Origin of the sequence: Inquilinus sp. KBS0705 (assembly GCA_005938025.2) — a bacterium.
Classification (GTDB): domain Bacteria; phylum Bacteroidota; class Bacteroidia; order Sphingobacteriales; family Sphingobacteriaceae; genus Mucilaginibacter.
Map to the genome: position 1 here is coordinate 2,192,247 of VCCI02000001.1, position 22,487 is coordinate 2,214,733.

The following is a 22,487-nucleotide window of genomic DNA, read 5'->3' on the forward strand; positions in this document are numbered from 1 at the left end:
AATGGAATAAATTTATCGAGTCCTGTCTCAATTAAATATACTTCCTGTGATAAGTTATAAATATCCTCTCCAACTTGTTCACACAAATCAAAACATTTGTAATTTAACTCATTCCTTATGGCGGCTTCCTCTACAGAATAAGTTGGGTTGTCTGTATGAATATTGATGTATTGAGTAAAATCCTCATCAGGATGATAATTTACACCTTCCTGAACCAGTTGTTTTACAAAAGTTTTAACATCTTCTATTGTCTCAATATTTGTAATCATATTTAGTTTCTAATTTTAACAACCCTGTTATCTTCCGCCTGACGCAGTATTATTTCCATTCCCTCGTCTTTGGACATCACATTTCCAAATTCTTTCATGGATTGATCATCGCCATAAACACCGTTGGGGTCATTCCACATCAGCCACTCTATCATGTCTTCACGACTAAGTCCATTAAGTAACAAAACAAGTTCTGTTTTACCAATTTCCACAACTTTGTCGTAGGAATAATTATTTGTTTTCCAAAAACTCATTTTGTTATTAGTTTATATTCCTTTAGCATTCCAAGATTGAACATGACTTGTCAAATCTTCACTAACTACCACTAACTGATTTTTTCGTACAAAAATTCTTTCCGCATGATCTGGATTACGGATGTTACGTTGAAGTTCCTTTAAGCTTACTACAGTCACTTCATCATCGTCTGCAATTTCTAAAGGATCTTCGGAAACAATATAGACCTCAGATAATTCAAGATCTGGTACATCAGAAATAATTTTTACTATCTGTCCAGGTTTGGTAGGCATTAACGTTAAGTCCATAAGCAAATCTATCAAATTGAATGTATTATTTTTAGATGTTTTGTTATTACATTGATATAAATATACTAAATAAATTAGCATTTATCAAATATTTTTGCATTAATTTTTAAATATATTTAATCATTTCGTAATTAAAATACGCCCCCTGTTTTCACCAAAGATCATCAAACCATAAGAAAACAGGGGGCGTTCCTCGGGCGGGCGATAGCCCGCCGCCGGGGAGTTTTAGAAATAAGGGGAATTGCTCCCCCTTATCAGCATTTAGTTATAAATCAATGCTTCGCTTCCCCACATTGCAAAATCACGGCAAAGATTAAAGGCGATTTGCGCCCTTTGCTTGGCTGTACCGTCCATGATAGATTTAAACTTAGCTTCATCACTTTTGAAACTTCGCACATTTTGAAAATAACCTGTTACGCTGTTATATGCGCCAAATACCGTTCCTGCGGTGGTGTCCATTTGCTGGGTCTGACTGCCTAAAGCATACTCGTAAACATTATCTACAATATTGGTATAATGTGTAGATAGCAGGTCGAATTTACCCTCGGCTAAATTTTCCAAAACCTCTTTGTTTGGTGCCATTGCAATCTGTATCAACTTTTTAACCTGGGCATCAGTAATACGTACTTTAGCCCACTGGTTAAATAAACCCTCCATTTCACCGCCTAACGATTTGCAGATACCCATTAAAGTATGCGCCTGTTTAAGCCTTTCGGTTGCGGATGCGGTGTGACGGATTTTAATCGCCCCTGAATGATTATTCATAGCTGCATTAAGGGTATTGTTGCAAACTATCCTGATAGGCGTAAATGCTGCGGTAATGCTTCCTAAACCATCGTGCGTAGTGGTTAAAAACAAATATTGCTCTATCCAGTCCTTTACACCTACCCGTATATAATCGGGTAGTTTAGCGGTTATAAAAACCCGCTCACCTTTACCCAATGCCCCCGCCGTTTCGTATAAAATACCATCGCCACCGCCTACGATAGCATCAAAGAACAAAAACGCATCACGGTTTTGCACGACTTCATAATCGTTGCCAACTATCCCTAAAACTTGCTCTGTATCTGCCCGAACGGTTGCAAAGAAATTAGGCACTTCAATTTCAGGAATAATAATATCGTCGCTTCCCTCGCCTAAATGGTTTGCGGTATCATAAGTAAATAAGGGGCGTTTTTCAACGATATAATCCAAACCTGCGTGCTGTATAGCTTCGCTACTGGTTGGATAGCGGTCTATAATCTGCCCTAATCCGTGCCAGGCTTTTTCTTTCACACTCATAAAGCTGTCTTTGCCTGTTTTTTTATTGAAATTTATTTGATGTGCCATGACGTTATTTTTTAGTGTTTAGTTCAATGATTTTTGTCTGTAATACTTCCACATTCGGCGTACTGCTTACCGATAATTCGGTTTTTGATTGTAGTTCCTGTATAGCATCGTGTATATTGCTATGAGTGGTTTTGATGGTAACTTTTACCAGTAAAAAAATCCTGTCCTCCATTGTCTTAAAATTGGTAGGTGTTCATAAAATCGCTTATTTCTAATTGAAACCGTGCGGGGTTCTCTTTCGCTAATGTTTCGGCGTAACCTTCCCAAAATATTTGGTTGGTCAGTTCTATAAATTGCTCGTACATAGGAATTGCTGTTTTTTGTGAAACCATAAAAAATGCTCACCATCCCGTTGGCTTTCGGGATGGGAGCATAATTTGTTTAAGCATTTGGAAAAATGATGTTTGCTTCAATTTCGGCCAGTTTTTCGTGGCAGGCATCGAAAATGAATTGGGAAACCAAGCGGATAAGGTTCGGCGTGTTGGTAACAAACTCCCGGCCTTTATCGTCTTTGATAATCAGTTTGCAACCCTGATAAGGGTTATTTTCCAGTTCGTCGTTTTCCTCAATCAGTTTCACCTCAAAATCTTCCAGTAGCTTGATGCGGGATAAAAGGGTAATGCGCTGAATGCTTAGACGGTGCAACCCTTCCACCGATTTTAAAGTTTGCTCTAAGTTCAAAGCGAATTTTTTAGGCTCTGCCTTTACTTCTTCAACTTTGGCAGGTTCTGCTTTAGCTTCTTCCGCTTTTGCCGGCTCGGCTTTGTGTGCTTCGTCTAATCCCTGTCCTATGGTATAAGGCGCAATGTTAGCGGGTTGGTTATCCACTGTAGCGGGGCTACTGGTCTTAACCTCGGCAGTTTTGTTTGCCTCAACCTCCGAAGTTTTGGCAGGTGTTTGATTTTTAGCGTTTTCATCTTCTTTGGCTTCCTTTCCTGTTAAGCTTGGGCGGTTTTCAACTCTGTTTGCGGTTTGGTTGTTTTTTGCTGCTGTACCTTGTACACCGTTTGCATTTTTTTCTGCTGTTTTCATTTTTTAAATGATTTAAAAGGGTTAAAAATTTGTTTTTTCGTTTCCCTCTTTCCCGAAGACTTTCCCTGAAAAGCTATTTTTCAAAAGAAAAAACGGAAAAAAAGAAAGCTCAAAAAGCCGGTCGTAGAACTTTCGCGGGAGAACTATAAGTCCCGAAGGGTGGCCGCAGCGCAGCGGAGGACATTATGCGTTCGTACGCGGAAGTTGACCGAGCTTGAGTTTCTTTTAGGCCGTTTCTTGAAAAATAGCACCTTAAAAGCATCTGATATTTTAGCAGTATATTAAGTGCAGAGTGAAGGCAAGCGAAGCTTTACCCAGCATCGCGGGTAAACGAGTGAAGTCCTGAAAGATGCTCTTAATTGGATATGGTGGCAATTGCGGCTATAAGCGAATGCTTTTGCAGCGCAGCAAAAATGCAGTAGCGAACTTCATAGCAGTGGAGCTTTAAGTAACCACTGTCAAGGATTGAAATGGCATCCTTTTCGAGGAAAAGATAAAGTGGAAAGCCTGGCCGCAGGGACAGCAACAAGATTAATGACCTCTGAGGAGATACCCTATAATTAATCCGAAAATTACAGCAACTATTACAATTGTCCAGTTGACTGATGACTTTCCACTCAATTCGGAAATTTGATTTTTATAATTATTTATCTGATCGTTTAAAATACCTATTCTTTCAGTTTGTAATTTTTGTTCCCCGGCTAACTGACCATTTAGCAACTCCGTTTTCTCTTTATAAACTTTTTCAAGGTCTTTAGCGGTTTGCAAACGAAGTTCTTCATTAGCTTTTAGTCTTTCATTCAGGTTATCTATCTCCTTCTGATAATTTGCTGTAAGCTGTAATTTCACGGATTCAATCAGTTTAGCTTTTGAATTTTCCAGTTCTTCAACTGTGTGGTTGAAGGTATCGTTAAGAAACTGGCCTAATTCAGAAGGAGTAATAAAGGATTTGTCAGCTACTTTTTGAAGCAGGGTTATATCATCTTTATGACCAATAGCAGTTATGAATAAAGACTCCAAACGGACGGCTTTTTCGGCGATACTAAAACGGTTGAAAATATCCAGGTTATCTCCGCCACCACGCGACAAAGCGATCAAGCCGTAGTTTTCGTTGTTAAGCCTGTCAAGTGTTGTTAAAATTTCTTCTTCAGAACTCAAATTGATCCGGTGAAAACTGATGTCATAAAAGCCTATAGATTCCCGAAGCTGATGTTTAATGTCATTGTCGATGATTCCGGTTTTGCCAATAATGATTCCGATTTTGAAGGGCTGTTCGGAAATAATTTGCTCCTTTAGCCAGCTATAAACATCACGGTAGCCAATCACCGCCTTACGTTGCATCACCTCGATTTTTTTAAGGTCCTCGTCGTTGTATTTGTTTTGCGTTTGCGCGACAAGATCGGTTACTGTTAGTTGTATTTGAATGTTGCCTGAAGTATTGATTACCCGACGTGTCACAAATCCATTTACTGTTACCGTTTTATTTGGTTGTAATTCGTTGCGAATTAATGGTGGAACTAAGATGGTGATAGCTGCATCAGATGCCTCATCGCGAAATGTATCGTAAAAATACCCACTGTATTGATTGCCTTTACCCTGTATATAGATTCCTTTGAGCTGTACAATACGCTTAGTTTGATTAATGGAAATGGAGTTATTAAAAAGATTTAAAACAGCCGCCGGGGAATAAGTAATTATAGGTGAGTTTTCTATTTCCATCAAGGCTAAAATTAAGAATAATGGTAAGAAACGAACGATTTAAGTTAACCGAAAATGCGCTGGGCATTCTGAACAGCTATGGCTAAATCAATTCCAGGACCAAGAACTCCACTGAACAAATCACCAGTTTCTCTTAAACGATCAATCGCATTATGAATGGTAAAATCCCGCATGGTTAGTCCTGGTCGCACTTCATCCCATGTTACCGGCATAGAAACCGTTGCTCCCGGCTTAGGCCTTAAAGAATATACTCCTGCTATAGTTGCCCCTGGGCGATTTTGCAAAAAGTCGAGATACATTTTGCCTTTTCGGTTAGAGATCATTCTTTCAAGTGTAGTAAAATCTGGTATTTGCTTTTGTACCAATTTAACTATGATATTGGCAAAAATTTGGCTTTGATCGTAAGTATATTGCGCTCCAAGGGGAATATAAATATGCATTCCTGTTGAACCGGATGTTTTCGGATAGCAAGGCACATCTATCGCGTCTAAAACTTTTTTAACTTCTAATGCTGCCTGTATAACTTGGTCGAAATGCTGTTTATCGGGATCAAGGTCAATAATACAATAGTCAGGATTATCCGGAGATTGAACCCGGCTAAACCACGGATTCATTTCAATACAGCCTAACGAAGCCATCCAAAGCAGGGTGGCTTCGTTATTCCCTAATAAGTAATCTTTATCAACCCCTTCACCATTTATGTGAGGCATTGTTTCAGCCCATTCAGGCGCCTTGTCTTTAACATTCTTTTGGTAAAAGCTTTCACTATGTATGCCGCCCGGAAAACGATTAAGCGACATTGGCCTATCCTTCAAATAGGGAACCATCAACGGGGCGACCTGATGGTAATAATTGAACATATCCCTTTTGGTTACTTTGTCTTCCGGCCAGTAAAATTTATTAAGATGGGTCAGTTTTAGCAGATGCCCCTCTACTTTCACCTCTTCTGTTTCCTTTTTGGAAGTAATTAATAGGTTTGCCGGGGCTTTGTTTGATTTTGGTTTTGTGACTTTTTTTATCTTTAGTTGTGGCTGTTGGTCGTTTACTTCCTTAATATCAGATTGTAAATTAGTTTCCTCAACTACCACCTCGGTATCAGCCTCAATTTCCATTACCACATCCTTCGGTTTTTTGTCGCTGCGCATTCCTTTAAAAGATGCCTGACGTACTTTACCATCACTTGTAATTTCAGCAAATTCCACCTCACAAACCAGTTCAGGTTTTAACCAGGTTGCTTTCGCGCCTAATCTCCGTGGCCTGAATTGTGACGGCTCATCAACGTCGGGTTCTACATCAAAAGGACTTTCATGGGTTATTAATGGCCTAAACTGCGCTATCATTTCTTTTTGCTTAGTATCATTAAAACCTGTTCCTACTTTGCCAATATAGCGAAGTACACCTTTTCCGTCGTAAACACCGATAGCCAGCGCACTGAAGTACTTACCAGTTCCTTCGTTTTTTGTAAATCCGGCGATAACCACTTCCTGCCTGCGTTTAGCCTTAATCTTTAACCATTCACGCGAACGGGCATCCGATGTATATAAGCTATCGGCTCGCTTGGCAATGATGCCTTCCAATTTCATTTTTTTAGCAGATTCAAAAAAATCTATGCCATCGACTTCAAACGCCTGGCTAACACGTATGAGTTCATTGTCAGCGGGCAATACAGATTTTAAAATTTCACGGCGCTGATAAAGCGCCAGGCCAGTTAGCATTTTGCCATCATACCACAAAATGTCAAAAACGAAATACGCCAGTTTCGCATTTTTTGAGTTTCGCCAATTTTGCAAGGCTCCAAAGTTGGCATTACCTTGCTCGTTTAACGCTACAATTTCACCATCCAATACCGCATCAATCTTCCATTTTTCTAACAAATCATTGATCGGGCTGAACTGATCAAACGGTAAGTTACTTCGGGAAAATAGTTCTGCTTTGCCCTTCTCTACAATCGCAACTGCGCGATAGCCATCCCATTTAATTTCATATATCCATCCTGGATCGTCAAACGGTGCATCCACTAAGGTTGCCTTCATCGGTTTAATATCTGAAGGAATTTTTGATTTAGGGGCTTTCTTCAATAAGGTCTTTAAATCAGCTACCGGCTGATTGATATCGGCTTTACCAATTTCCGCGTTTTCAATTTGCGTTTCGAGCGTTTCAGTTTCTTTAGAAGCTGGTTTACGTTTTGGTAAATCTTTGTCGGCCACTTCTATCCATACCGGCGCATGATCACTGGCACCTTTCCAACCACGAACGTCCTTATCAACTTCAGCAGCCGCCAGCCTTCCGGCTACTTTCTTATTTAAAAGGAAGTGGTCAAGCCTCAAACCTGCATTTCTGCCATAAGCATCCCGCAGATAATCCCAAAAGGTATAGATTCGCTCATTCGGGTAAAGTGTACGTATCGCATCTGTCCAGCCTTGATCTACAAGGTCTTTGTAAGCTTTGCGGGTTTCGGGCCTGAATAAAGCATTTTCAAGATATTTTTCGGGTTTGTAAGTATCTAACTCGGTTGGCATTACATTATAATCGCCAATAAGAATAATTGGCAGATCGCGATCGACCAAATCCTGCGCATGATCTGCTAAACGTTGGAACCAGCGCAGCTTATAATCAAATTTCGGCCCTGGATAGGGATTGCCATTCGGTAGATAGATGCAGCCTATTACGATGCCATTTATAAAGGCTTCAATGTACCTGCTGTGGGTAAACTCATCGTCTTCACCTGGCAAATCATTTCGTAATTCCCTGATTTCTGTTTTAGACAGAATAGCTACACCGTTCCAACTTTTTTGGCCGTGCCAAACTGCGTTGTAACCTGCTTCATTTAAAGCCTTTTCAGGAAATTTATGATTTTCTGATTTTAATTCTTGTAAGCATACAATATCCGGCTGCGCTTCTTTTAGCCAGCGCAGCAAAATTTCTAAACGGCCATTAATTCCGTTAATGTTGTATGTAGCAATTTTCATAACCCTAAGACAACAAAGCCCCTTACGGGGCTTCTATTTACTGTTTGCTTCGGCTTATTTCTTTCCGGTCAATTTGCTTTCGACAGCACTCCGCTGATTTGAACCGGCTGATTTTTTGGCAGCTTCTACTTTTTTAGCAGATGTACCTTCTTTTTTAGCTTCGTACGCTAATTCGTGTGGTTGTTCAGATACAGAACTTCTTTCCACTTTTGATCCTCTTGTTGCCATAGTTTTAGTTATTAGTAGATAATTTTAACTATAACAGGGTATATAAAAATCTGTTTTAATGGATGTTAATACATTTAAATGGTAAGCCTTTTTAATTGTTCGTTGATTACTACCATATCATTATCACCAAAATGAGAGCTCATTAATTGCCCAAACGCTCCTGATTTTTCCTTTTTAATGTACCCTTTAAATAAACCATCAACAGAAACCATATAACATGGCCCGCTTTCGCCTGGCATTTTTTTGATGTCAAACTGCAATTCTACCTGCTTGTGTGAAATCTCGCATTTAATTGTAAATCTTTCCATAAAAATCAATCAATAACAGGGTTAATGTGAATAGGGAGTTTAGCGAACTTCAACACTTCAATACTGGCAAAACCGTATTCTTCAACGACCTTGCCATAGATCAGGTAACAGCCAGCGCCAGTAAACGGATATTCTTTTGTTGTATTTGGAAAATGTACGGTGTCGAAGAAATTACCTTCCACATCAAGGAATGACCCAAACCACATTAATTTCCCGGTTTTAGTTTGCACCGTTTTTTCGCAAACGTACCAGCCAACCATTTTTACCAGTTGGCCCAAATGGTTGATAAGGTCATTAGCGTAAATTTCACCGCGATAATCGGTTTGCAACAAATCAAAACTGGTCATGGTAACCGGAAAACCTAAAAGTTCAAGTTCGTGATAAGTATCTTCCAATGCCGTGTTTACCAATACCGGCAGGGTATAATTTTTTGCTTCCACTGCAAAAAGCTCTACATCATTAGTCACTTTTACTTTTGCGCCCATCAGTAAATGAACTTCCCAGAGCAAGGCTTTTTTACTTTTGCCGGTAAAACGCAATGCACCAACGCGAATTAAAATTATTGCCTGCTCTAAGCCAATACCTGTTCTCTTAATCAAATCTTCCAGGCTTTGATATAAGCCGTTCTCCCGCCGCTCTTCGGGTATAAAGTTGATGAAGATTTCATTTAAGCCATGTACGCCGACAAAGCCTAAATAAACGTCTGTTCCTTCTATGTTCACGATACTGTCACTATGGTTGACACATGGTAGGTGGATTGTTGCACCTGATTTTTTCAGTTCATGTAAATACAGGTATCGGGCATAGAAACCGCCATAATTATTAAGGACGGCTACCATAAATTCCCTGGGATAATAGGTTTTTAAAAACAAACTCTGATAGCTTTCTACCGCAAAACTGGCCGAGTGTGCCTTGCTGAAGCTGTAGCCTGCAAAGGAAGATACCTGCCTCCAAACTTCGGCTACTACGTCATCAGGTCGGCCCAGTTTTTTTGCTTCTTCAAAAAAACGTTCGACGAGACGCTCGAACTCTTTTTTTGAACGATATTTTCCGCTCATTCCGCGTCTTAATATATCTGCATCGGTACCGTCCATTCCGGCAAAATGAATACATATTTTTATTACGTCCTCCTGGTACACCATGACCCCGTAAGTTTCCTCCAACTGCTCCTTCATTACAGGATGCAGGTAGTTTACCGTATCAGGTGCGTGATGATATTTAATGTAAGTACCCATCATTCCAGAACTGGCTACGCCGGGACGTATGATAGAACTTGCGGCGACTAAAGTGAGATAGTTATCACAATTCAATTTCCGGATCAACTGGCGCATAGCCGGAGATTCAATATAAAAGCAACCGATAGTATCACCTGTTTTAAGCTGTGCATTAACTTTGGGGTCTTTCATAAACACCTTGACCTGGTGTATATCAATCTTACGCTGTTGGTTTTGTTCAATCAGTTTTACAGCCATTTTGATGTGGCCAATTCCCCGCTGGCTTAGAATATCATACTTGTCAAAGCCGATTTTTTCAGCTTCGTACATATCCCATTGCACGGTGGGCATACCCTTTGGAGGCATATCAAGCGCAGTATAATATGTTATAGGTTCTTCTGTAATTAACACCCCGCCCGCGTGAATAGAACGCTGATTCGGCATATTGGACATGCGCTCATAAATCGCAGTAATCTTCTTAAAAGTTGGATTATTTCGATTTTCAGCCGCTTTGCGTGAATCTGTAAAACTGTCGATTTCTGATTTTGGTAAACCCATAACTTTGCCGATCTCCCTGATAATACTTCGGTCTTTGAAAGTTGACATGGTACCAAGTAAAGCGGTGTGATGACTGCCATAGCGTTTGAAAATGTAATCCTGTACATCTTCCCGTTCATCCCAGGAATAATCAATATCGAAATCCGGCGGCGATGTTCGCTGCGCGTTTAGAAAGCGTTCAAAATAAAGGTTAAGTTCAATCGGGTCAACATCAGTTATTTTGAGACAATAAGCGACTATACTATTAGCGCCCGATCCTCTTCCAACATGGTAGTATCCCCGAGAGGATGAATAACGGATAATATCGTAGGTAATTAAAAAATATGCGCAAAAATCCAGTTCGTAAATTACCTTCAGTTCATGCTTCACTTTTTTAAGTGCTTCTTTATTGCTTTTTCCGTAACGATATTCTAAACCGCTCATCGCTAATTTTTCCAGCAATTCTTTGTCATTCTTCTTATTCCCGGTAAATGTGCGGCGGTTCAGGTTTATCCTACCTTTTGGATAATCCATGATACAGCGGTTCATTAGGTTGCGGGTATTATCCAGTATATAAGCATAGCGTGAATATTTTGCTTCCATCTGACCAGGAGGCAAAAACATATCAGTCGGTGTGCATTTATCTTCCGGTTTAACCATTGTCAATACCAGATTCAAATCAATGCTCCGCAAATATTCGTGAAGGCGGTATTCAATTTTGTCTAAAACAAATACTGGTTGTAAAGCAACCAGTTTATCTTTCAGCAAGGTTAAATCTTTACCATACAGCTTATTTAATTCGTCAAACCGAACGCCCAAATATTCATTTTGCTTCAGGTCTTCGGCATAACGATAAGGATAAATAACAAAAGCATTTTTAAAAGCAGGGGCGTTGTCGGGCAATGGCTTCTTTTCCAGGTTGTGTTCACTCAAGAATTCATTGAGTTCACGCATACCCTCTTTGTTTTGGGCAATTCCAATGTATAGCAGGTGTTTATCCCGGCGAAACTCCATCCCTGCAATTGGCTTTATGCCACGCTCATCACATTCACGCATAAACTCCATAATACCAGTGGAATTATTAATATCCGTTAATACCATTTGGGTAATGCCGCGCGCTGCCGCTTCCTCAACCAAATTAGGAATTGACATTGTGCCATAGCGAAGGCTGTATTGAGAATGAACGTTCAGATACATGCCCTATAAGTTTAAATCAATGCCGGATGCTAACTTAATTGAACCAGGCCCGAAACGTCGTCGTATCTTATCCATTGCCTGGCATAGGCTGTATTGCTCTTCTGATTCGGAATAAAGATCAATTTGTTCAAAGCCGCTAACTAAATTAGAGAGACGAACTCCGACCAACCTGATTAACAGGCGCTTTTGATAGAGCTGCTTAAATAATTCTTTCGTTTTGGCAATCAAAACGCCGTCAAGTGCTGTATAAGGTATTCTTGCCTGCTTGGTAACCGTTTCAAATGTCGAATAACGTACCGTGACAGTGATACAAGCGGTTTGTTTTTTACTTTGTCTTAATTCAAAAGCCAGATCCATTACCATAGAGGTAAGCAGGTGGTTAATCGTTTCCACGTCTATACTATCCTGATTGAATGTCGATTGTGTACCTATCGTTTTTGCTTCGTGGTATGGGATAACGGGTGAATCATCAATTCCCTTGGCTTTTTGCAACAGCCAAATACCATTTTTTCCCAAAATACTCGTCATGTATTCAGGATGAACCTGTGCCAGCGTATGAATACGCTTTATACCCATATCACTTAATTTGATAAATGTCTTTTCGCCTAAGCCGGGAATTTTCTTAATGGACAGAGGATTTAGAAACGGTTGTACTCCAGGCTGAGCAACGCTGAGTTCGCCATTGGGTTTACACTCATTGGTGGCCATTTTAGATACTGTTTTGTTGACAGACAAACCAAATGAAATAGGTAATCCGGTTTCTTTGATGACTTTAGCCCTGATCTCTTTCGCACATTTGAGGGTTCCGTAATGTTTATCCATCCCGGTCATATCGATGTAGTGTTCATCAATACTGGCCTTTTCCAATAGTGGCACTTGTTCCTGAATGATCTCGGTAATTTCATGGGATGCTTTGGTATATTCATCCATATTACCCCTGATCCAAATTCCATGCGGACAAAGCCTGCGCGCTAACCTTGCAGGCATTGCGGAGTGTACCCCGAATTTCCGTGCTTCATAACTGCACGATGCCACTACGCCGCGGTCGGACAAACTGCCAATAATTACCGGCCTGCCTATCAGACGAGGGTCTTTTCTGACCTCGACAGATACAAAAAATGCATCCTGATCCATGTGAATTATTTGGCGGTCGGCGTTCATGTTAGTCTGTTACTATTACATTTATTTAGATAAAATTTTATATTTCAGTCGGTGTGTTCCCGGCGTTTAGATCACGCCAACAAAACCGGTATGAGAATCTCTACAAAACTAATGCTAAAAATATTAGTATTTTAAATCTTTTTTAGATTAATTTTACAACCTGATATTTTTGGTCGCTAAAGGGTTGATCAACAGTACTGGTAAGCAGATTTTATAATTGAAAAAAAACTTTTAGTTTTATAAGAAATGAGGGAATTGGAGCCACCATTTGAAATTGAATATAAAGGCGCAGTTACTAAAGTAACGGAAGCCGAAATAAAAAGCAGGCGAATATTTTATATTCAATTTCCCGATAAAAGGAAGGTATTGACTATTACTGTCGGCAAAGGACTTGGAGATGAAAAATTTTGGACTTCTATACCAGAAGGTCGGCAGGAGGAAGCAGAAGAAGTTGGCAAGCTAATTGCCGCATATATCAGAAATCAAAAAAAATAAGCATATGTGTTATTACAACGGTCAACGAGTAACCAGAGCAGAGTATATCGAATTAAAAGGTCTGGCAAAGCCGGTGAGAAATTACCCATTTTTAAATGTCGGTGTACACAATGGATTCAATTATGCGCCATGTGCGATTTTAGTACCATCGGAGGACAATAAAGATTTCGATATTGTACAAGCCGAATGGGGCTATGTACCTGGTTTTGTAAAAACAAGAACCGAAGCGAATATTTTCCGGGCAAAATATACTACGCTCAATTTCAAATCTGAAAACCTTTTTGTTAAGGAAGATGGTAAAAGATCTATGTGGGCAGATGCTGCTAAAAACCGTCGCTGCCTTGTGTTGTCAACTGGAATAGTAGAATCAAGACACATTCCGAAGATCGGTAAGAAAGGTCAGGAACTAAAAGAAATGATTAAGTATCCTTATCAGGTTGGCTTGAAGGACCAGGAGTACTTTTACTTGCCAGGCCTGTACAATGAGTGGCTCAATCCTGAAACAGGACAGTTTGTAAACACCGTTGCTTTTGGAATAACTGATTCCAATGCTGTAATGTCGCAAATACACAATTCAAAAAAAAGAATGCCATCAATTTTAACAGAGGATTTGGCCTGGGAATGGCTCATGGAAAAACCAACCGAAGAACGTCTTTCACAAATAGCCCGCACGCAGATTCCATCAAGATTGCTTGAATTTTGCACCGTCGACCGTAACTATCGTACAACACTCGAAGCTACTCCATTAGAATATCCTGAATTGGCCGCGATAGATACAACTTTTGTAGATACCGAGGAATTACAATTTAATCATTGGCAAGAATTGCAAACTGTTAAAGCTTAATGCAAGAATGTTTTCAGATCGGCGAACACTATTGGCGGCCATGTGCGGAAATAATGACTATTCCGGACGGCAGGATATACTATATTCCAGTTTTCGATCACCTTCATTCAGATAAGCAATTTGATTTTCCCGACGAACATTATCATATTGATGGCAGGTTTGAAATGGAGCCACGGATGAAACAGCAATTCAATTGTTGGGACGGTCACACAGCCGCTGTTATTGTTCCTGAAAGTTCTGCTACTTATAGCTTTCTATCTATTTCGCAGACCAAAGTTAGATGTGAACGATTAAACACAGGCCTGCGCATACCTGAACATCCGAATGAAAGGCAGGTTCCAAAAGTTGAAAAATATAAAAACTGGTACAAGTCATTCGTAGGCATGAAATGCGAAGGCAAAATTTGCCCGCATTTTGGCACTACAATGTTAGAAAAGGATGGTCTATTAGTTTGTCCAATGCACAACTTAACAGCTGATGCAAAAACGCTTAGGATAGTTGAAGTATAAATGTAATCAATAAGCCTTTAAAAGTCTCCATTGATTTGGAGCAAACGCTACAGGCTTCTGTTCTTCGGATATTGCCCATAACTTTAATTCTTTTTCAAGAAAATCAACAAGTTTGCGCAATCCAACTTCGTGGTAGTTAAAAACACAGGTTATTCCATTTTCCTGTAACCATTCTTCCCAATATCCTTGTGAAGATAACGGATGAATATAAACATCATCATCCCATTCATTATTGAATCCGAATACGAAACCAGAAACTTCAGTTTTGGGGTCTGCATCTGACGGATCTTCTAACACGGTAGTTAATCGAAAATATAGTGCTGGATAGTGGCCGCCAGTTGTATATAGACACTCAACTGTTAATAATTTCCGGCTATTTAGTGCCAAAACGTTGTCGGTTAACAGTTCTACTAATTTTATCCACTGTTCATCGTTAATATTAATCAAAGGATTGCGTGTGGTGGTTATCGTTTCCATAACTTGATTTTTAAAAGAAACAGGTCATTAACCGACCTGTTTCTGCATAATTAAATTAAACGTGTACTTTGGCTTTACGCGACTGCTTTTTTGCGGGAGCATCCTCCTTTTGCTGCTCGCGTTGTTTTAAGTTCCTTACCGGCTTTTGTTCGGTGTGTAGTAATTCTTCCCGTTTTATTTTCTTCATCTGATGATCGTAAAGGTCAACGGTCTTAAACTGCGGGTTAGCGGCGATAAAATATTTCTTATCGCCATCCTCGGCACCTACGGTAATTTGCTGGGCGTTACCCTTTTTTAAAGAATACAAAAGTTCGTCTTTAGCTTTTGCGTCATCCAGTTCCTTAATACCCTTACCGGCAATTACTTTTTCAAGATCGTAGCCGTAGTTTTCATGGTAATGTTTTATTTTTTTATTACCGTTATCGGTCAGATTTTTATCATCCAACGTTAACCAGGCCTGATATTTTTGCCCTTCCAGATTGTAAAGCTGTTTGTGAACAGCACGGCCCTCCATCAGATTGAAGGCTTCTTTGGCAGTAATGCCGCTGCCTTTATTGATGAAGAACGATTGATTAATATCCTTTGCAGGATCATCTTTGTGACTGATGGTTGCATCATACTTATTGAAAAAGTACATATCCTTGTTATCACCTGCTTTGAAATGCAGGGTATAATCAACCGTTTTTTGGTTGAACTCATGTTGTAAGCCTAACTTAAATTCAGGCGTCTTAGCAGCCATTTCCTTATCCAGTTCAGCATTTAACTTATCGCCAAAACCCAGGTTAAGCAGGCTCTTTTTTAGAAATTCAGCATTTTGAGTATTCATAACTTAATGATTAAAAATGAAATAAATGGTTAATTAAAGTGTATTAGCAGCTACTAAAGTATTTCCCGGTTGCTGCCTTGCCGGGGCAATTGTTTTTAAATCGTCGAGATCCTTTTGTTTAATTTGCAGGTACAAATGGCGGTTGCCATTCCGCTCGTATAATTCAACGTTAAGCGCCTGGTCTTCAGAAAGTGAAAAACGGTGAAAACCAAAAACCTTGGCAATCTCTTGTTTATGAGTGATCGAGGTTTTTTTATGTAATGTCGTAATTAACGGCACTATCTCCTGCTCGTGCGTAGCCATTCTTGCTACTGTTTTCAAATCCCTGATATAAAAGCGGACAAAATCAATTTCATAAGGAAGATTGGATTTATTACGAATATCCAACCTAAAGAAAACCCGGTTACCCGCAAGGGATAGCTTATCAATCCAGGCTTTTACTCCTCCGGTTTTTTCATGGTCTACCACGTCTTTGCGTTTACCTTCGGCTAATTGGGTAACAACTGCGTTGTAATTATAATCACCAGTTTTAATGACCCTAACTGTCATCGGCGCTGCTCCGTCAATGTCAATCCGTCTTCCGGCCCGCCCGTAGGAATATTCGACAGGAATATGATAGATTTTTGCAGTACTAACATCCTGCACGTTAATGCGCCTGGGCGCAAAATCCGCATCAAGTGCTTTAATGGTAATCAGTGCATCTTCTTTTTGAATTACATTGAAACCAGGTGTTGATTTGCTGATAATCTTAACCGCCGATTTAAAAAATAAAGCTGTGGTTTTATCACGGCTTACGTAGGCGGTATCTTGAGCGTAAGAAACTGTTCCCCAGGCACCAAGAATGAAAATAATGAATGATTTTTTCATGGCTTTTTGTTTAATTATCACGGTCGTTACTGTCCTTTAAAAGAACTTCGTAACCGGCCTTCACTTTAACTTTAATTTGCTTTACCTTATGGTTGAATAAGCCTTTTGCGGCTTCAACTCCTGCACTGGCGGCCTGCGTACCAACAGACTGATCCATTGACATGATTTGCATGGACTGCACGGCATCGCCAACACCATTTTTTGCAGCATCCCTTCCAATTGAACCGGGAACATATAAGCCTTCCATACCGTCCAGGTCATAAACTGCGAGTGCTACTGGTAGTATGTTGTTGAGATAGCGAATGCTGGCTATTTTGATTTCTAACCGCTCATTGTTCAACGAACAAGTGCCGTAAACAAAGCTGCCTTTTGGTATCATTTTGCCGTTTATATAGATGCCATCCAGCAACCTTAGTTTAATAACTGCACCACTAACAAGCGTTTGGTCTTCATGCACAACTGCCTGAATGGTATTGCCTGCTGTTTCGGCAGTACTTGCAGAGCGGCGTTTTTTTGTTTTACTGCCGCCATCGTAAGAAGTGTAACTAACCTGCATTCCTCCTGAAGTAGGATTTTCCTCGTCATCATCGTCTTTAGCGGCTGCTACAGCGTAAACCCTACCGTGATTTTTTAAAGATTGGTTTCGTAAACGGTTATTGGCATTGCCTGGGTTTTGTATGTCGTTGATTTGTTGCAACATTTGGGTGAGCTGCTTCATTTCAGGATCACTGCCTCCACCGTTGCCATTCATGGCTTTCATCATTAATTCAAGCCGTTTTACATCTGCGGCAGATTGCGGCGATGAGGCGCTCCCGCCGCCGTAGTTAGATTGCTCGGGCTGGTTGATCTGCTGATTAATAGCGGCAAGTTTGGCCTGAATTTTAGCTTCGTTCACATCAGCCACGGTAGGGCCACCTGTAAGGTTGGCGGTCGAACGTTGGGTAGCTGAATCAGTATGCCCGGCTTTAGCGGCATCCAGTCCCATTGATTTAACGAAACTTTCGCTAACCCCGCTGCTGGATGAACTTACGGAATCAGTTTTAACGGTTTGGTAAACGCCCATTTTGTCCTGAGCCTTTTGATCTTTAAACTGCGCCTGCGGCAGTGTAGCATTTAATCCCTGTGCATTGGAGTTTTCAAAAGCGGATGCGGATTGTCTACCGCCGCCTAACGCCCAGAATGCCATCGTTAAAAATGGGATGATAAGCAGGGGCATAACGATTAGAAATTTGCGCTCCTTCAGAAATTCAGGAGTATGCTGCGGCAATTGGCCGCTGTTTAATACTGCATTCATGATTTACTTTTTTTTAATTAATGAATCTGTAAATTGACGTTTAATAAATCGGGGGGCGGGAAATTCTGATGCCTGCCCAATATGTGCAGACGTATAGTTTTGTGATAATTTGGGAATGGTATAAAAGCTGCAAAATGAACTGCTGATGAGTATAATGAACGTTAGCAGTCCGATTGCAATAGCAATCTGTTTTTTTTGACGAATAGAATAAGCATTAAACCACCTGTTAAGCCAGGCCGAAAAACGTTTTTGGAAATATATAATCTGTTTTGCCAGCGAAGCCGCAACCTTGTCGCTCAATTTTGCTGACGTTTTACTGTTTGATAAAATCATAGCATTTAATGTTGAATGGTGGTGTCCCTGTTCGCTAAGGTTTCCCAATGCAGGATCAAAAACCCATGCGGGTTATTGTCTGACCTTGCTACATTACGCAAATACCCCTGAGTGATCAGGCTGCGGTTCGCGGTGGAGGTTGAACGGATAAGCTTTTGTGTAGCGAAACATTTAAAATAGTAGGGATATTGGTTTATATCCAGTTGAATACTGTCCACTGTAACCTGCTGGCTGATATTGCCGGAAATTAGATTATTGTAGTAACTCTTTTCCTTCAAATCGTTATACTGATTTTTAGCGCTCTCATCTGCCAGGTATAGCGCTTTGCCGATATTGGCATCAATTACTTTTTCGTCTGGGTCAAGGGTGAAAAAATAGTGGTGGAACATCCTGATATGATCCCTTGCCTCAACCGGGATGTTGTCTTTTCGGTCTGCAGCAAAAGCTTCCAGCGCCTTGCCGTTCGCCAGAATATAAACATGATTATTTGCAATGTTTGCCGCCTGATAGCTTTTAAAAAGCGCAAAGCAGGAAATAAGCGTACATGCTGCAATGAGCATGTAACTAAACAGCTTAATATGCTTGAAAGCTGTGTCGATATTTTTGAGTTGTGAAAACATAAAAGAGATTTTAAGGTGGATAATTAAGCTTTTTGAGGATTTATTTTGGAAGCCTGCTGGCTGTTTGCTCCTTGTTGTTTATCCTGAAAATAGGGTTTGGAGACTGCGCTGTCTGACATGCTTGCGCTGGTATTTGAACGTTGATTGCCGAAAGCATCTGATGATATGCTGCTGCCGGAACTGCCTGCGCTCATTACTGATTGGCTGGTATTACTGACAATACTATTCACCTTTTGAAGTAAGCCATTGCCGCCGCCTGCGTTTACAATATAATTGGCTACGCTCGGTACAGTGAAGTAACCGATAATGCCGATAATTAAAAAAATGAGGTATGCAGTATCTGTTGAACTAAAGAATGTATCACCCGCGTTTTGAACCTGGTTAATGTCAAGTTTCAGCATATTTTCCTGTACCTTACCGATGATAGCACCGAAGATATTTGCTACCGGCAACCATAGAAACACATTGATATATTTAGCAAGCCATACCGTTAAGGTATGCTGAAACCCATCGAAAACAGCCAACCCAAATACGATAGGCCCCAAGATGGCAAGAATGATAAGGTAGAATGTTCGAATGGTATTGATACATAATGCCGCCGCTTCATATAAAACCTGCAACACTTCGGACATCCATTGCTTAACTGAATTGCGGAAATTATAAGAAGCCTTAGACATAGCAAACTTCATATCGTTACCTACGCTGGCAAGCATTCCTTCATTTGCACCTGTTGGATCGTCGGGATGAGTGTATTTATACCATTTATCGCGGTCGCCATCGCCGTCGGAGCCAACATACATTTGCCAGGTGTCCGTTTTTTCTACCGCCGCTTCTTTTGCTTTTAACAAGGTTGCAATAGCGGCATCCGAATTTTGCACCATTCCACCCGTGGCACTTACTGTAGGTGACATAATTCCGTTAATAATGGCTATAACTGTAGGAAATAAAAGAATTGCTAAACCCAGTGCAAAGGGGCGCATCAGGGGATAAAAATCAATCGGCTCTGCGCTGGCTATTTGTCGCCAAACACGGCTTCCTATATAAAAAAGTGCGCCAAACCCAGCTATCGCCCGACCTACACCGATCAACTGGCTGCACATCGGTAGCATATCATTATATACCCCGTTTAACGTGCCCTGCAAACCCTGAATATCAGTTGCAAGTCCGTCCGCTTTGGAAAATAAAGGAAAAGCTATCCCCGTTACCGCAAGAAATGCGGTTAAATAAATCGTCTTTTTCATAAAATTGGGATTAGTTGTTTATACCATAAAGCTGTTTCATCGTTCGGGTGTCGCCTACATCCTTGCTGCGCTGAATATTCAGTAAAACCCCTTGCCGATTAAAATGCCGGAGAAATTGCAGCTTATCAGAACTACTGGCGTAGATCCGGTCAATGGCCCTCATTCGCTCATCATCCGACATGCGCAGTTTACCTGCTGTGAGTACATTAGTTAAGTCGTCGAGATTTTGAAGGCTTTGGTTGACAAGCTGTGTATATACGCTACTCATGTAATTTAACTCACTTACACTAAATGAGCCGCTTTGCTGAAATTGCTTGTAGGCACTTTTATACTCACTTATCAAGCTAACTTGTTGCGTGATGATTTCGGCTACTCTGCCATAATTTTTTACAGTTGGATTTATTGACAGCAAACCATTGAGGTAAACACTATGCAGATCGAAATTACCTTTGGACAATTGGGATATACTACCGTAGCCCTGCTGATAAATTTGATAGCCGGTTTTCATATCACTCAAAATGCCTTTCAGTTGGGTAAGTTTTTCAATATCCAAAATGAGCTGCTGCATTTCCTGAACCTGCGCTGAGGCAACCTTTGTCGAAACAAGGCAAAAGAAAAATACCAATATCACTGCGATATACTTGAAATGCTTTTTCATAATTTATTTGTTATTGAATCCCGTAAATTTTCTTTTCGGAAATTACATTGTTGTTTTCCTGTGAGCGTTGCACGGCATATACTTTAACCTGGTCTGCAAATGCCGAAGCAAAACGGTAATTATTTTGCATTGAAGAATGAATTACCCCAATATGTTTAAGCCGTTCTTCATCACTCATCTTTAGTTTGCTGTCCGTTACTACATTTTGTAATTCGGTAATTTGCTGGTCGCAGTCTTTGAATAAAGCAGCTTTGACCTGTATGATATATTTCCTTTCGCCGTCATTAAGATTGGCGGTTTTGTCCAGCATATTCATACGTGCAAGAATATCCTTCTGCCATTGTAGTATATCGCTAACCTGTTTGTTATTCTTCACTACCGGGCTAACATTATTCAGGTTGCTATAGTAGGTAGTATGTAAACCGTTCTCTGATTTAAGGGAGCCGGTTATTGAACCCAGCCCGTTGTGAGCTATATTGTTACCTGCTTTATAATAAGCTTCATAAACCTGCAAGGCCGCAATTTGCTGTAAAAGGTATTTCTTTTGGGTGCTTTTCTGTTGGAACCACTCCGCAAAAGTTTGTGCTCTTGCTGTAGTAGCCAATGCAGATGCGGCAACCGTCATTACTGTGAAAGCCAGTAACTTCTTGCTTTTACGCCTGATCTCGTCTGCCCGCATTTTTATTTGATTAATTGATTCCATAAAGCTTTTTAATTGACTGTGTATCACTAAAATCTTTACTGCGTTGCAGGCTTAATTGAATACCCTGATTATTGAATTGATGTAAGTCGTTATAATTTTCATCCAAATGATCGCTGGCCTTATTAATTAATTCCAGACGTTGTTCATCTGTCATTTGCGTTTTAGCAGGGCTAACAACAAGCATGATCTCATCTAAATTCTTAACGCTTGCATCCAATATCCCTGAATAAACCTGCTGCATATAGCTTAACTCCTGTGGGTTGAAATGACTATCCTGCCGAAACAAACTCCAGGCTTGTTTATATTCACTTACTAAAGCCGCCTGTTTTAAGGTAATATCCTTTATGCGCTGATATTTTGATATGGTGGCTTTGATGTTCCCTAACTCCGTATAGTAATTGCTATACAACTGCTTCTGCTGTTCTGTCCAGCCCGAAATTTCAGTTAACCTGGTTTTTGACATTTGATTTTCAATAACCTTTTGAGCGTTCTGTAACCAAATTGTTTTATTCTGCATCCGCTGTACTTTAAGGTCTATAGCCTTAATTACTTTGGTAACTGTAAGCTTTATTACTTCGCCAATCACAAATTGTGCTTTTGCCTTTTGCACGGGTATTACCAAAGCGATAAATACCATCAAAGACACCATTTTTATAGGTAAATTTTTCATAAAAGCCTCCCATATCCCTGTTTACAGACAGGAATTATTTACTGATATGTAGAAAAATATTATTTAATTTTTTGGTACTGCGTATTTTTCAAGGTTACGGAGTTACCGTCTTTACTTGGGGTTATTTGACGGCCATATTCAGTTTCTGCCAACACCTGTTTATCTTCGTTCCATGTTGATTGCCATTTTTCGGTTTTATACTTTTTGGTTTGGGTTACACCGTTTCGTATTTTATTAAAACCTGTCTTTCGCTCGATTTGGTAACTATTGGTCGATTGAGTTAATGGCGTTATTATCAATGTATCAGAAGCCGTGCTATACTCACTTTTCGATTGATTAGTGAAAGTACCTGATAACGATTTGCTTTGAGAATTATTTGTGCATCCTGTAAAGGCGAAAATTGCAAGGATTATAATAAACGATAATGCTTTCATAATTATGGTTT

At 40.1% G+C, this 22,487-nt stretch carries 24 protein-coding genes and 1 pseudogene; 3 read left to right on the forward strand and 22 right to left on the reverse strand.

Annotation, left to right across the window (positions count from 1 at the left end; translation table 11 throughout):
* Positions 1 to 77: 77 nt before the first annotated feature.
* The 11 genes and pseudogenes from FFF34_009665 to dinB form a co-directional block, all read right to left on the reverse strand.
* Positions 78 to 269: pseudogene (locus FFF34_009665) on the reverse strand (hypothetical protein).
* Between the two features lie 2 nt (positions 270 to 271).
* Positions 272 to 523: a hypothetical protein gene (locus FFF34_009670; protein TSD67632.1), complete on the reverse strand. Its 252-nt coding sequence runs from the start codon at positions 521 to 523 to the stop codon at positions 272 to 274.
* A gap of 12 nt (positions 524 to 535) precedes the next feature.
* Positions 536 to 811, reverse strand: a complete 276-nt coding sequence (locus tag FFF34_009675; GenBank protein ID TSD67633.1) for a hypothetical protein — start codon at positions 809 to 811, stop codon at positions 536 to 538.
* Positions 812 to 1,072: 261 nt separating this feature from the next.
* On the reverse strand, positions 1,073 to 2,140 hold the full coding sequence (locus FFF34_009680; GenBank protein TSD67634.1) for a DUF945 domain-containing protein: 1,068 nt from the start codon (positions 2,138 to 2,140) through the stop codon (positions 1,073 to 1,075).
* 381 nt (positions 2,141 to 2,521) lie between these two features.
* Positions 2,522 to 3,172, reverse strand: coding sequence for a hypothetical protein (locus FFF34_009685; GenBank protein TSD67635.1), 651 nt, complete (start codon positions 3,170 to 3,172; stop codon positions 2,522 to 2,524).
* Between the two features lie 531 nt (positions 3,173 to 3,703).
* Positions 3,704 to 4,891, reverse strand: coding sequence for a hypothetical protein (locus FFF34_009690; GenBank protein TSD67636.1), 1,188 nt, complete (start codon positions 4,889 to 4,891; stop codon positions 3,704 to 3,706).
* A 44-nt stretch (positions 4,892 to 4,935) separates the two neighbouring features.
* Positions 4,936 to 7,860, reverse strand: a complete 2,925-nt coding sequence (gene ligD / locus FFF34_009695; GenBank protein TSD67637.1) for a DNA ligase D — start codon at positions 7,858 to 7,860, stop codon at positions 4,936 to 4,938.
* Between the two features lie 54 nt (positions 7,861 to 7,914).
* Complete coding sequence (locus FFF34_009700; protein TSD67638.1) at positions 7,915 to 8,088, reverse strand: DUF3606 domain-containing protein; 174 nt, start codon at positions 8,086 to 8,088, stop codon at positions 7,915 to 7,917.
* Between the two features lie 74 nt (positions 8,089 to 8,162).
* On the reverse strand, positions 8,163 to 8,396 hold the full coding sequence (locus tag FFF34_009705) for a hypothetical protein (GenBank protein ID TSD67639.1): 234 nt from the start codon (positions 8,394 to 8,396) through the stop codon (positions 8,163 to 8,165).
* Between the two features lie 5 nt (positions 8,397 to 8,401).
* On the reverse strand, positions 8,402 to 11,344 hold the full coding sequence (locus tag FFF34_009710; protein ID TSD67640.1) for a DNA polymerase III subunit alpha: 2,943 nt from the start codon (positions 11,342 to 11,344) through the stop codon (positions 8,402 to 8,404).
* A gap of 3 nt (positions 11,345 to 11,347) precedes the next feature.
* The gene (dinB, locus tag FFF34_009715; protein ID TSD67641.1) at positions 11,348 to 12,505 is read right to left on the reverse strand and encodes a DNA polymerase IV; all 1,158 of its coding nucleotides are present in this window, start codon (positions 12,503 to 12,505) and stop codon (positions 11,348 to 11,350) included.
* Positions 12,506 to 12,751: 246 nt separating this feature from the next.
* Between dinB and FFF34_009720 the strand changes: the two genes are divergently transcribed.
* The 3 genes from FFF34_009720 to FFF34_009730 are packed head-to-tail and all read left to right on the forward strand — an operon-like array spanning position 12,752 to position 14,353.
* On the forward strand, positions 12,752 to 13,000 hold the full coding sequence (locus tag FFF34_009720; protein ID TSD67642.1) for a hypothetical protein: 249 nt from the start codon (positions 12,752 to 12,754) through the stop codon (positions 12,998 to 13,000).
* Between the two features lie 4 nt (positions 13,001 to 13,004).
* Positions 13,005 to 13,844, forward strand: a complete 840-nt coding sequence (locus FFF34_009725; protein TSD67643.1) for an SOS response-associated peptidase — start codon at positions 13,005 to 13,007, stop codon at positions 13,842 to 13,844.
* Between the two features lie 53 nt (positions 13,845 to 13,897).
* Positions 13,898 to 14,353, forward strand: coding sequence for a hypothetical protein (locus FFF34_009730; protein ID TSD67644.1), 456 nt, complete (start codon positions 13,898 to 13,900; stop codon positions 14,351 to 14,353).
* A 6-nt stretch (positions 14,354 to 14,359) separates the two neighbouring features.
* On the opposite strand, the gene FFF34_009735 is transcribed toward FFF34_009730, so the two are convergent.
* Genes FFF34_009735 through FFF34_009785 form a run of 11 tightly spaced genes read right to left on the reverse strand, consistent with a single transcriptional unit; the run spans position 14,360 to position 22,476 of the window.
* Positions 14,360 to 14,830: a hypothetical protein gene (locus FFF34_009735; protein ID TSD67645.1), complete on the reverse strand. Its 471-nt coding sequence runs from the start codon at positions 14,828 to 14,830 to the stop codon at positions 14,360 to 14,362.
* Between the two features lie 55 nt (positions 14,831 to 14,885).
* Complete coding sequence (locus FFF34_009740) at positions 14,886 to 15,656, reverse strand: hypothetical protein (protein TSD67646.1); 771 nt, start codon at positions 15,654 to 15,656, stop codon at positions 14,886 to 14,888.
* Positions 15,657 to 15,689: 33 nt separating this feature from the next.
* On the reverse strand, positions 15,690 to 16,523 hold the full coding sequence (locus FFF34_009745; protein ID TSD67647.1) for a DUF4138 domain-containing protein: 834 nt from the start codon (positions 16,521 to 16,523) through the stop codon (positions 15,690 to 15,692).
* Positions 16,524 to 16,533: 10 nt separating this feature from the next.
* Complete coding sequence (traM, locus tag FFF34_009750) at positions 16,534 to 17,817, reverse strand: conjugative transposon protein TraM (GenBank protein TSD67648.1); 1,284 nt, start codon at positions 17,815 to 17,817, stop codon at positions 16,534 to 16,536.
* Positions 17,818 to 17,820: 3 nt separating this feature from the next.
* A complete protein-coding gene (locus FFF34_009755) occupies positions 17,821 to 18,150 on the reverse strand; it encodes a hypothetical protein (protein ID TSD67649.1) in 330 nt (109 codons plus the stop codon).
* A gap of 5 nt (positions 18,151 to 18,155) precedes the next feature.
* On the reverse strand, positions 18,156 to 18,770 hold the full coding sequence (gene traK, locus FFF34_009760; GenBank protein ID TSD67650.1) for a conjugative transposon protein TraK: 615 nt from the start codon (positions 18,768 to 18,770) through the stop codon (positions 18,156 to 18,158).
* A gap of 23 nt (positions 18,771 to 18,793) precedes the next feature.
* On the reverse strand, positions 18,794 to 20,011 hold the full coding sequence (gene traJ, locus FFF34_009765) for a conjugative transposon protein TraJ (GenBank protein TSD67651.1): 1,218 nt from the start codon (positions 20,009 to 20,011) through the stop codon (positions 18,794 to 18,796).
* 10 nt (positions 20,012 to 20,021) lie between these two features.
* Entirely contained in the window at positions 20,022 to 20,669 is a 648-nt protein-coding gene (locus tag FFF34_009770) for a TerB family tellurite resistance protein (protein TSD67652.1), read from the reverse strand.
* 10 nt (positions 20,670 to 20,679) lie between these two features.
* Positions 20,680 to 21,372 carry a hypothetical protein gene (locus FFF34_009775; GenBank protein TSD67653.1) on the reverse strand — a complete coding sequence of 231 codons (693 nt, stop codon included), beginning with the start codon at positions 21,370 to 21,372 and terminating at the stop codon, positions 20,680 to 20,682.
* Positions 21,359 to 22,042 (reverse strand): conjugal transfer protein TraI, encoded by a 684-nt coding sequence (locus FFF34_009780; GenBank protein ID TSD67654.1) that lies wholly within the window; start codon positions 22,040 to 22,042, stop codon positions 21,359 to 21,361. Before FFF34_009780 ends, FFF34_009775 begins: the two co-directional genes overlap by 14 nt.
* 59 nt (positions 22,043 to 22,101) lie before the next feature.
* Positions 22,102 to 22,476, reverse strand: coding sequence for a hypothetical protein (locus FFF34_009785; protein TSD67655.1), 375 nt, complete (start codon positions 22,474 to 22,476; stop codon positions 22,102 to 22,104).
* Between the last annotated feature and the right edge of the window lie 11 nt (positions 22,477 to 22,487).